Source organism: Ligilactobacillus ruminis DSM 20403 = NBRC 102161, from assembly GCF_900113455.1.
GTDB classification, from domain to species: Bacteria; Bacillota; Bacilli; order Lactobacillales; family Lactobacillaceae; genus Ligilactobacillus; species Ligilactobacillus ruminis.
Map to the genome: position 1 here is coordinate 1 of NZ_FOPI01000037.1, position 11,326 is coordinate 11,326.

The 11,326-nt window shown below is 43.0% G+C and carries 11 protein-coding genes; 6 read left to right on the forward strand and 5 right to left on the reverse strand.

Going from position 1 to position 11,326, the window contains the following annotated elements:
• Positions 1-256 precede the first annotated feature (256 nt).
• Complete coding sequence (locus BMZ95_RS09300) at positions 257-667, reverse strand: peptide deformylase (RefSeq protein WP_039122511.1); 411 nt, start codon at positions 665-667, stop codon at positions 257-259.
• A gap of 154 nt (positions 668-821) precedes the next feature.
• Here BMZ95_RS09300 and BMZ95_RS09305 point away from each other — a divergent pair, with 154 nt between their 5' ends.
• The 5 genes from BMZ95_RS09305 to BMZ95_RS09325 all read left to right on the forward strand — a co-directional run bounded on the left by BMZ95_RS09305 (position 822) and on the right by BMZ95_RS09325 (position 6,137).
• Entirely contained in the window at positions 822-1,355 is a 534-nt protein-coding gene (locus BMZ95_RS09305; RefSeq protein ID WP_046922429.1) for a hypothetical protein, read from the forward strand.
• Between the two features lie 162 nt (positions 1,356-1,517).
• Positions 1,518-2,234, forward strand: coding sequence for a response regulator transcription factor (locus BMZ95_RS09310; protein WP_014074060.1), 717 nt, complete (start codon positions 1,518-1,520; stop codon positions 2,232-2,234).
• Positions 2,218-3,534 (forward strand): HAMP domain-containing sensor histidine kinase, encoded by a 1,317-nt coding sequence (locus BMZ95_RS09315; protein WP_046922434.1) that lies wholly within the window; start codon positions 2,218-2,220, stop codon positions 3,532-3,534. Before BMZ95_RS09310 ends, BMZ95_RS09315 begins: the two co-directional genes overlap by 17 nt.
• Before the next feature lie 409 nt (positions 3,535-3,943).
• On the forward strand, positions 3,944-4,540 hold the full coding sequence (locus tag BMZ95_RS09320; protein ID WP_225354932.1) for a hypothetical protein: 597 nt from the start codon (positions 3,944-3,946) through the stop codon (positions 4,538-4,540).
• Between the two features lie 220 nt (positions 4,541-4,760).
• Positions 4,761-6,137, forward strand: a complete 1,377-nt coding sequence (locus BMZ95_RS09325; RefSeq protein WP_052750363.1) for an aldehyde dehydrogenase family protein — start codon at positions 4,761-4,763, stop codon at positions 6,135-6,137.
• Positions 6,138-6,534: 397 nt separating this feature from the next.
• Here the strand turns inward: BMZ95_RS09325 and BMZ95_RS09335 are convergent, their stop codons facing one another.
• The 4 genes from BMZ95_RS09335 to BMZ95_RS09345 are packed head-to-tail and all read right to left on the reverse strand — an operon-like array spanning position 6,535 to position 9,398.
• On the reverse strand, positions 6,535-7,425 hold the full coding sequence (locus tag BMZ95_RS09335) for an alpha/beta hydrolase (protein ID WP_046922431.1): 891 nt from the start codon (positions 7,423-7,425) through the stop codon (positions 6,535-6,537).
• A 41-nt stretch (positions 7,426-7,466) separates the two neighbouring features.
• Entirely contained in the window at positions 7,467-7,871 is a 405-nt protein-coding gene (locus tag BMZ95_RS11530; protein ID WP_225354931.1) for a hypothetical protein, read from the reverse strand.
• Positions 7,789-8,097, reverse strand: a complete 309-nt coding sequence (locus BMZ95_RS11715) for an amino acid permease (RefSeq protein WP_052750364.1) — start codon at positions 8,095-8,097, stop codon at positions 7,789-7,791. Before BMZ95_RS11715 ends, BMZ95_RS11530 begins: the two co-directional genes overlap by 83 nt.
• A 23-nt stretch (positions 8,098-8,120) precedes the next feature.
• The gene (locus BMZ95_RS09345) at positions 8,121-9,398 is read right to left on the reverse strand and encodes an O-acetylhomoserine aminocarboxypropyltransferase/cysteine synthase family protein (RefSeq protein ID WP_014074054.1); all 1,278 of its coding nucleotides are present in this window, start codon (positions 9,396-9,398) and stop codon (positions 8,121-8,123) included.
• A gap of 526 nt (positions 9,399-9,924) precedes the next feature.
• Between BMZ95_RS09345 and BMZ95_RS09350 the strand changes: the two genes are divergently transcribed.
• Positions 9,925-11,253: a M20/M25/M40 family metallo-hydrolase gene (locus BMZ95_RS09350; protein WP_046922432.1), complete on the forward strand. Its 1,329-nt coding sequence runs from the start codon at positions 9,925-9,927 to the stop codon at positions 11,251-11,253.
• Positions 11,254-11,326 lie beyond the last annotated feature (73 nt).

Below are 11,326 nucleotides of genomic sequence, written 5' to 3' on the forward strand. Positions count from 1 at the left end.
CCAGAAATCGCCATTTTGCCCGTAACGGGTGACTGGATTTTACGGGCAGATTCCAGAAATCGTTGTTTTGCCCGTACTTCCGTTTTGGCGCATTGATTGAGCGATGCGAAGCACTGCATTTTTCAAAAAGAGTTTCATGCATCAAAACTAAGAAAATGCCGGACAAACCTGCCAAAAGTCGACAGTATTTGTTAGGCATTTAAATTAATTCAAGAGGGACCTGGGAATTTTTCAAAGGCCTTGAATCAATGGGTAATCAAATCAAAATTCCATTACAATGATCGATCTCATGCTGAACGATTTGAGCATTGAAGTCGTCGAGTTTTTGTCGCTGTTTGGCGAAATTCTCATCCAGATAAGTTACTTCGATATGTTTGAAACGTTTAGCAACGCGTTTTCCTTCAAGGCTCAAGCAACCTTCTTCAGCAGTATAAGGCCCGAATTTCTTGGTTATTTCGGGATTGATCATTAAAACGGGAAAAGGTCCGAAGAAACAGGCAATGATGCGCTTGTTGATACCGATCATATTGGCGGCCATTCCGACGCAGGCATTTTGGTGGGCCTTGAGCGTATCAATCAGATCTGATGCCGTCTGAAGGTCTTTTTTTGAAGCTGTTGTCGATTTTTTGCGGAGAATTCCAACATCCTTGTTGATAGGCTTTATCAAGATAAGATCATCCTTTCTTGTTCAATATGAAAAAAATGTTTGAAATAAAGTTGTTTTTTTTGTTTTTATATACAATTGTTAATTATATGTGGCTATACTATAATCTAATAGTGATTGTTGTTAATGTCAATTAGTTGTTTTTGGGGGGCTTGAGATGATTAAAGCCGGCTTTAAGAGAATGGGAATTCTTTTAGCTGTGATTGCAGCTGTTTTTGCAATGATAAATGGCAGCGCCTCAGCAGATGAGACATCTTCTTCAAACACGGTCGTGTATTCTGCGCTTGAAAATGCGGTTTCTGAAGATGCGCAACAGGAATATCATAACAGGGATGCATATGGCAAAGCATCTGATGAAAAGAAGAAAGCTTTGCAAGATGCAATCGACTATGGAAAGCAGGTTCTTGAAAACAAAGGATCAAAACAAGATGTTGACGTTGCATTGGAACAAATCAATACTTGTCTGAACAATTTGGGAGGAAAAACCGAAAGTTTGCCGCATACAGGGGCGGGCAAATCTAAATCAGGCAAGAAACAAGTCTTGAAATCAGCTGCAAAGCCTGCAGCTATATCAAGTGGCAAGTCGGTTTTTAAAATGATTGTTTGGGGAGCCATAACGCTTGGTGCTTTGGGGGTAATTGCTTTCAGCATTATAAAACAGCTTCGCGTGAAAAGGGAATCAAATAATTAGGTAGACGAACGGTTCTGAGGGAGAACGGTTCGTTTTTTATTGTGATTAAGAAATGCTTTCAGAATCTGTTAAGGATTGACTGTCAAAATAAAAGTCGTTATAACTTGCAAGATTGAATGATGGTGTATAAAATACAGTAAAAGAAATATGAGGTTTGAAAAAATGCACAAAGGAAAAATTTTGGTTGTTGAAGATGACAGCGACATCAGAGAAGGCGTCAGGATTCTGCTTGAAAGCGAAGAGTATGAAGTCATCGAAGCCGAAAATGGCGTTGTCGGGCTAAAATTGCTCGATGAGACGATTGATTTGGTTATTTTGGATATCATGATGCCTAAATTGAATGGTCTCAAAGTCTGCGAAGAAATCCGCAAAACTTCCAACGTGCCCGTACTTTTTTTAACTGCAAAGTCACAAGAATCAGATAAGCTGCTTGGATTGATGGTTGGAGGAGACGACTATCTTGCAAAGCCTTTTTCATATGCCGAATTGCTCGGAAGAGTCAAGGCCTTGCTCAGACGTTACCAAGTTTATCAAGGAAAGAGCACGAACGAAAACGAAGTGGAAAAAATTATCGAGATCGGTTCGATCAAACTCAACACTGCATTTAATGAAATCTTTGCGGACGGAAATAAAGTTGAAGTTTCTGATTTGGAGTACAAGATTTTACGTTTGATGATGCAGCATCCGGGCAAGATTTTTTCGACACAAAACATCTATGAAAGCGTTTGGCGCGAACCTTATTTTTATACCTGCGGAAATACGGTAATGGTTCACATCAGAAAGCTGAGGACAAAAATCGAACCTGATCCTCAAAAACCGCAGTATATCAAGACGGTTTGGGGAAAGGGGTATCGTTTTGAAGATGCGACAGTGGATTAGAAGGCAGCTGGAAAACAGAAAAAACAAAAAAACGACGATTTATATGGAACTGCTTAAACTGTTGATTCTTTCATTTGTCATTTCGTTCGCTTTTTTAATCGTTGTTGACAGAGTAACCAACAATCTTGTTGACGAATATTATGACAGCATTGATTACGAGGAGCGTGAAACGAATCGCTATGCTCGGCAGTTCCAGAATTATATTGAAAAAAAAGATTTGAAGTCGACCGACAAAAAGAAACTTGACAAATGGGTGCTGAAAAAAAGAGTGCTGTTGATTGCAATCTATAAGAAAAACCGCATCGTGTACAATTGCAGCGGCGTCAGTGCCTCTGCGCTTGAAGACCAGGCCAAGCCGTATAAGCTGAAATTTGCCGATGGCAAGGCCTCGGTATATATTCAAGGTGTTTATTCTTACGAATTGTATTATTATGCCGAAATCTTTTCGATTATTTTGACGTTCATCGTTTTTTTCAGCATCGTCATGATCGGAATCAGGCGCCGGATGAAATATATTCGTCAGCTTAGCAATGACATCAAAATTTTGGAAGCAGGGAACCTCGACTACGAGATTCAAGCCAAAGGCAAAGATGAGCTTTATGAACTGGCGTTAGGACTGGATGACATGCGAAAATCGCTGAAAAAACAGTTTGAAGTCAAAAATGAAGTCATGAAGGCCAATTCGAAGATGGTCACGGAGATGTCGCATGATATCAGGACGCCTTTGACGTCAATCATGCTTTATTCAGAGATTCTTCGTTCTGGAAAATGCAGGGATGAAGACCAGTTTCAAGGCTACCTCGAAAAAATAGACCAAAAGACCAAACAGCTCAAAGTCATGTCTGACAGATTATTTAATTATTCCTTGATCAACGTTGATCAGGAAATTCAGCTTGAAAAGCGCGGTACGCTGGAGCAGATTTTCTTCGATCCGTTGTCTGAGATGTGCGGTTATTTAGAGCAGCAAGGTTATCAGATCAGACCGGTGTTTTTATTTAAAGATACGGAAATAAAAGTTCATGATGCCTATATTTCAAGAATTATCGACAACGTTACTTCAAACATCGTCAAATATGCCGATCCTGAATTTCCAATCATAATTCGTTCTTTGTATGTGGAAGACGATTGCGGCATCGTATTGGAAAACGTCGTTAAGGAACATACCGAAAACGAAGAAAGCACGAAGATCGGTCTTTCGAATATCAAAAAGATGATGGGCAAGATGTGCGGAGAGTGCCGAATAGAAGAAAGAGACGATTTGTTTATAATGACTTTGTTGTTTAAAAAAGAAAAAAAATAGAAGAGGTTGGGAAAATTATCTTTTCTCGAAACCTCTTCTTTTTCTTTGCTTTTTGAAGATTGAACGTCAAATTTATTGATGAATCATCAAAGGAAATTCTGAATTTCAGGGTAAATGGGGAAAATGTTCGATTAAAAGGAAAAAATGTTTAAAAATAGATAAAATTATTTTGATTTAAAGAAACTGCGCCGGACAAAATAGTTTTGTGATATGCATTTAATGCATAGAATTATTAGCAAATATATTACTAATTTTAGATAATATTCCCGTTTTGTTTTGAATATTTTTGAATGAAAAGTGAATTATTTTTTGCAAGAAGGTTAAAAACAATTAACACGAAACCGATATAGGATAGGTGTTGAATAAAGGTGCTTTTATTTAGCAAATTAATTGATATGGAGTTATAAATATGCATGAAGATGTTAAAAGAATACGCTTTCATTTGATGGGGTTGACAATTATCGTCGTAACGTTGCTGCAGCTTTTGCTGATTGCTCTTAATCGAGTTGCAATTGTTGAAAACGAATGGAATCGACTTGAAAATTATGCCTGGAATGTCAAGATTAAAAGCATCGACTATAACGTCAAGGACGGTAAGACGATCATTTCGATCGATAAGAACAAGGCTGACATGATGCAAAGCGAAGCTAACGGCGTGTCATTGGGGATAGTGCAACGAAAGGAAAAATATAATGAAACGCTGTTTGATGGGTTCGACGCAAAAGATAAGCAAAAAATTCTTGACGGAAAATTTGTCAGGAAAACGAGCTTGGCAGATGACCGGCATATTTTTAAGCTGTATCAGCCGTTGTACAGCCTTAAGGGCGATGTAATCGGAATCATCAGCGCAAGGGATCAATCCGGATATTATGACGAACTTTTAGGTGAGATAATTTTGAACATATTCAAAGTTGATTTTACGGCGATCTTTATTTTCGGAATCGTTTTTGCAGTATACGTTCAAAAAAAGAGGGCACGAATCAGAAAATTTCAATATTTGCACTAAATTCTTTGCAGTTTTGGGGCTGTCATGGAATTTTTTTGTATAGTTAAAATGTTTGAGGTATCAAACATTTTGATAATTTATGACGATAAAGTATCGAAGAAAACGCTTTCTTTAATATTTTTTTAATAAAAAGCATTTATTATGAAGAGTAAAAATATTATACTAGAGTTGTATTCAATTATAAAGATTAATTTGTGGATAGAAAGAGATGGATTTGTTTATGGCTGAAGAAAATACACAAGTTGCAGAGATGGTAAATGGATTAATCAAGCGTTCACAACATGCTCAAGCAATTTTATCAACGTTTACTCAGGAACAAGTTGACAAAATTTGTGAGGCAATCGCAAAAGCCGGTAAAGAACACGCTCAAGAACTTGCGCAGGCTGCCGTTCAAGAAACGCGTCGTGGCGTCGTGGCTGACAAGGTTACGAAGAATATTTTTGCCAGCGAATGCATTTGGGAAAGCTTAAAGGATGTAAAGACAGTCGGCGTCGTCAGCGAAGACGAAGACAAAGGTCTTGTTTCAATCGCTGAACCAATGGGCGTCATTGCCGGCGTGACTCCTGTGACGAACCCGACTTCAACCGTCATTTTCAAATCTATGATTGCTCTTAAGACACGCAATACGATTGTCTTTGGGTTCCATCCGCAGGCTCAAAAGAGCTGCGTAATGGCAGGCAAGTTGGTTGAAGCTGCTGCTGAGGCTGCAGGTGCGCCAAAAGACAGCGTTTTATGGATTGAAGAACCTAGTCTTGAAGCAACGACGGCTTTGATGCATAATCCAAACGTCAGCTTGATTCTCGCAACGGGCGGTCCAAGCATGGTCAGTGCCGCATATTCTTCCGGCAAGCCTGCTTTGGGCGTCGGCCCCGGCAACGGTCCGGCTTATGTTGCCGAAAGTGCAAACGTTACAAAGGCAATCGATGACATCGTGACGTCAAAGACCTTTGACAACGGCATGATTTGTGCTTCCGAAAACTCAATCGTCGTTGATGCTTCAATCTATGATGAGGTCAAGAAATTGCTCAAGGGTCATGGGGCATACTTCTTGAATGATGAACAAGTGCCTGAATTCAGCAAGGCATTTATCGATGAAAAGCGCGGCACTGTTCGCGGTATGTTGGCCGGCAAGAGCGCCAAGGAAATCGCAACGTTGTGCAGCCTTGAAGTTCCGGCTGACACGCGCATCATCGTTGCAGAACTTGACGGCGTCGGCAGAGAATACCCGCTTTCAGCTGAAAAGCTGTCACCTGTTTTGAGCATGTACAAGGCAAAAGATGCCAAGGAAGCATTCTTCATTTGTCAGCAATTGCTTGATTACGGCGGACGCGGTCATACTGCTGCTATCCATTCCGAAGATCATAACCTGATCGTTAAATTTGCCATCGAAATGACGGCTTGCCGCATCCTGGTCAACACGCCGTCAGCACTTGGCGGCGTTGGCGGTCTTTACAACAACTTGACGCCATCGTTGACGCTTGGCACCGGGACATACGGCGGCAATGCCGTTTCTCACAACATTACGGCAACGGATCTGCTCAACATGAAGACGGTTGCATTCCGTCACGAAACGGACTTTTTAAAGAGCTTGAACTAAAATAACGAGGGACCGGGAAAAAACTCTGTCTTAAATTTGAAACACGTATGATTCATAGTTGTGGTCATACGTGTTTTTGTTTTGGACAAACATCTGTCAGGAACTCAAACTCAGGATATAATGGGGAAAGTAGACCGGAATTCTGGATTTTGTCGAAAATAGTCTACCTTGTCACCCAGATCCAGTGCACGCTCCTTCAGAGCCACGCACTGAAAAAATGAAGCCCGTATGAACTGATGATCATACGGGCAGCGTCCATTTTTTGACGGACTCTTTTTGATTATTTCCATTACATCAGCAGATTGACATGTATACAAAAAAACGGATGATTGCAATTGATTGCTAATCATCCGAGGTTCAATTTGAGGCATATGGTTTCTCTCATCCTCTTTTTGAGCTAGTCAAGATATTTTCTGAAGAAGGAGAGTTCGTCAAGATTGCACCGTTCACCGACGGGATTGCGTACGTCGCAATGGAAGCAATGTTTTTGAGGAGCTTCTTTCGTACCGTAATCATGGAATTCATAGAGAACCTTTCTGGCCTTCAGATATCCGGCGAATGCGAGACTGCAGTCGCGGATGAAGTCTTCATTGGAAGTCATGAGAAAAATCGGTGGCCATGCTGGTGTGATGTAGCTTTCTGTCTGAAGCATGTCGAGATGATTTTTCAAGATATCCTCCGTAAAGTAGGCTTTGCTTGAATCGTAAAGCATCCCCGGCGTGTCTAAAAATGCAGGGGCGCAGTTCAACGCGGCGGCCTTGACCGTCATTTGCGGCTTGCTGTATCCGAATTTTTCTCTGAAAACGTCATTTGTCAGAATCGTCAGGTACTGACTGACCATCTGTCCTCCGGCACTGTCTCCGATGAGAAATGCGTTTTTGAGATCCAGATCGTACTTCTTGGCGTGGTTGCATGTCCAGTGAATTGCCTGGTCGACGTCATCGAGGCTTCCTGGGAAAACAACGTCAGGCGGGAGACGGTAACTGATGTTGACGAATGCAAACCCGTGCTTGGCAAGACTCATTCCGTAAAACTGCGCATTTTCCTTGATTCCGGAAATCCAGCTTCCGCCATGAAAATAAAAGATGACAGGGACTTTTTTTGCGTGTTCTTCTGGCAGATAGATATCCAAAAGATTCCACTTGGAATCAGGACCATATTGCAGGTCGTCAATGCGCGTGACTTCCGGAATTTTGCGATCAAGTCCTGCATTTTGTTCTTCAGCGCATTTCATGGCTTTTTGGGCAAGTTCCAGTGCCAGTCTGACGTTTTCTTGATGTGTTCCCAAAATAATTCCTCCAGTGATTTTTTTCTTCTATTATAAACTAACTATTCGCTGATTGCGATTTCATCTTGGGGCTGATTGCGAATTTTTTGAATCAGCCTGAAACAAACGAACCACAAAACTGCACCGAGTGCTGGTCCAAAGGAAGAGCGGTTCAAGAAAAGCAACAGGAAAATAAAGATAAAGAATATGTTGGTGGCCGGATTCGTGCATTTATAAGCAGGAAGCTTGAAGCCTTCCTCTAAAAACGCATCCGATCTGCGGTAGCGATAATGCGCAATCATGGTCAGGATGCAAACGAGAATATAAATATCGCACGAAACCGAAGCAACGAAGGAAAACGCATCGCTCAAAGCTTTAAAACAGCTAAGCATTGGCGCAAACAGCATGAATGAAGCAGAAAACAAAACGCTGTTGACGGGAATGCCTCGATTTGAAACTTTCGTCAAAAACTTCATCTTTTGGCTGTGAGATTCGCGTGCCGATTGCCCGGAGCATGAAGAAGAAAAGGATTCCGACGATCAGATATACGAACAGAATTGATGGACCGGTTCTGTGAATCGTACTGCCGGACCCAAGGAACAGTCCCGTGCCGATGCTCCCTCCAAGGGCAATCATCTGAACGTTCAGATTCTTCAGTTCTCGTCTTGTTCCGTCTTTGTTGATTTCTGCCATTCGTGTCACTTCCCGGTTCCAAGTTAGATTCTGGCCAATGCCTGGTCAAGATCCGCAATCAGATCGTCAACGTTTTCGATGCCAACGGAAACGCGAATCAGATCAGGCGTGATGCCTGATTCTTTCAATTCTTCTTCTGAAAGCTGCGCATGAGTCGTTGAAGCGGGGTGAATGATCAAAGATTTTGCATCTCCGACGTTTGCGAGCAGCGTAAACAGTTCGAGATTTTCAATCAGTTTCTTGCCGGCTTCTTCGCCGCCCGTAAGCCCCAACGTGAAGATGGAACCGACGCCTTTTGGAAAATCGCGCACTGCCAAGTCGTGATACTTGCTTGATTCAAGCCCGGGGTATTTGATCCATGCGACTTTTGGATGCTTGGAGAGGTAATCAATGATTTTTTCGGCATTTGAAACGTGGCGTTCAACGCGAAGGGACAGCGTTTCAAGGCCTTGAAGCAGGAGGAAGGAGTTAAACGGAGAGATGGCAGCGCCCATGTCGCGCAGAGCACCGGAGCGAATCTTCGTGACAAATGCAGCGCCTTTGAGATCCGCATAGACAAGACCGTTGTATTGCGGGTTCGGTGTCGTGAATCCAGGGTAGCGGCCGCTCTTTGCGTAATCGAAGTCGCCTTTTTCGACAACTACGCCGCCCAGGGTCGTTCCGTGACCGCCGATGAATTTCGTTGCCGATTCAACGACGACGTCTGCGCCGTGTTCGAGCGGACGATAAAGATATGGAGAAGCAAACGTGTTGTCGACAATCAGTAAAAGACCGTTTGAGTGAGCGATTTCTGCCAGGGCATCGATATCGACGAGGTTGATGTCAGGATTGCCGATCGTTTCAACGTAGATGGCCTTCGTCTTGTCGTTGATTTCCTTTTCAAAATTGGAAAGATCGTCAGGGTCGACGAAGTGCGTCTTGATGCCAAGCGCATCAAGCGTCGTGTTGAAAAGGTTGAACGTGCCGCCGTAAACCGTTGATGAAGAAATGATTTCATCGCCTGCTTCCGCAATGTTCGTAATTGCCGCCGTAACTGCGGCGAGTCCTGTGGCAAGCGTGATGCCGGCCGTGCCATGTTCCAGCTTTGCGATGCGTTCATCGAGAACTGCCGTCGTCGGATTGGTCAAACGCGAATAAATGTTGCCCGGACGCTGCAGAGCGAATTTGGCAGCTGCATCATTTGCGTCCTTGAAGACGTAGGAAGTTGCCTGATAAATCGGCGTCGTGCAGGCACCCGTTTCATCGATGACCTGACCTGCGTGAAGTTGCAGCGTTTCAAATTTGTAATCTTGATTGCTCATAAAAGAGACCCCCCTGTATTTTTTCAGAGACGTTGAATCGGACAAGCAGCAAATAAAAAACGCCCCCGTGAAAGAACATCTTTCACAGGGACGCATTCCGCGCGGTACCACCCATCTTCACTGCAAGCTGCAGCCTTTTCCGGCACTATCATGCCTGGGATTGTATCGTATCCTCACGAACCTCGAGCTTGCACCCTCGGTTAAACTCAGAGCTCATCTTCAGTCTGTCCAATCCGCCTTCTCTCACCGCTTGAAGGCTCTCTGTCGGATTGAAGGCCACTTACTCTTCTCTTCAACGTTTCTTGTTATTTGATTTGTTGACTGAAGTTTAAACTCATTTTTAAATCTTGTCAACACTTTAGTTTAATTTTTTTACAATTTTATGCTAATGTCCTCATCAGATACCAAGTGCTTTTGACTAAATAAAACAAGACCTCATCGTCGCGTTGCATGTTTTCTTCATGCGACATGGCAGCGATTTTTTTGCAACTTTATGATAAGATATTTTTTTGAAAGGGTGATACGGATGGAAAGACAAGAATTTGACGAAATCATCTTAAAAAATGCAGAGTCTTTTTTCGACTATTTTCGCTTGGCATGCATCGCCGTCAGAAATGAAAAAGTTGCTGAAACAAGCGCTTTTTTAGAAAAAACATTTGAAAAACTCGGTGCCAAAAAGGTTGAACAGTTCAGGGAAGAAGGAGCCAATCCGGTCGTCATTGCTGAATTTTCCGGAAAAATCAAAGAAACGATTCTGTTTTACAATCATTATGACGTTCAGCCGCCTGAACCCGTCGAAGAGTGGAATTCTGATCCGTTCGAACCGACGATTGAAGACGAAAGACTCATCGTTCGCGGAGCTTGCGACGACAAGGGAGAACTCGTCATGCGCCTGGCCTTGCTCAAATATTTCAACGAACACGGAGGATTGCCGGTAAACGTCAAGTTCTTCGTTGAGGGCGAAGAAGAGGTCGGAAGTCCGAACGTTGAAAAATATATCCAAGCCCATCTTGATGAATTAAAGTGTGACGCCTGCATTTGGGAAGGGGGGCAAAAAGATGCAAACGAACGTTTTGAAATCGTCGGCGGCTTGAAAGGAATCGTTGCTTTTGAGGCCGAGGTCAAAACTTCAAACGGTGATCTGCATTCTTCAAAGTCATGTTATGCTCCAAATGCGGCAGTCCGTCTGACAAAAGGGCTTGCGTCTTTATTTGATGATTCGGAAAAGATTTTGGTCGAAGGATTGAACCTCACCGAAGATTCTTTGGATCGAACCGAACGAGCACTCGTCAAAAAGATGCGGTGCAATCAAAAAGAACTCAAAGAAAATGACGGCATCATTGAGGATCTGATAACGGACGACGTGTCCTCAGCTCTTGTCTGTGAACCGTCGCTTTCGATCAACGGCTTGTCTGCCGGATATGAAGCAGACGGAATCAAAACCATCATTCCGGGCTTTGCCAAAGCAAAACTTGATTGTCGCCTGGCACCTTGTCAAGATCCTGAGGAATCTTTTGAAAAAATCCAAGCTCAGCTTGAAAAAAACGGCTACCCCGACATCCGACTGACGTATCTGACGGGACAGCCCGGCTATCGCTCTGACGTTCACTCGCCTTTTATCAAAATGGTTTTGAAGCAGGCAGAAGAAATTTTTGGAGCAGACGGCATTTCCTACGTTTTGAACAGCCCGATTGCCGGTCCGGCTTATGCGTTCGGAAGAAATCTGAAAGTTCCGATTGCCGGTTTTGGCATCGGTTATCCGGGGCAGAAGATGCATGCGCCAAACGAAAATATCCGTTTAAGCGATTTTTGCGATGCGGCGTGGTATTTGAAATGTCTGCTTGAAAAATATTGATGAAACGCTGAATTTCGTGTCGGCGCTGCATTTTGCCCGTAACCGCGGACTGCATTTTACGGGCAGAATTCAA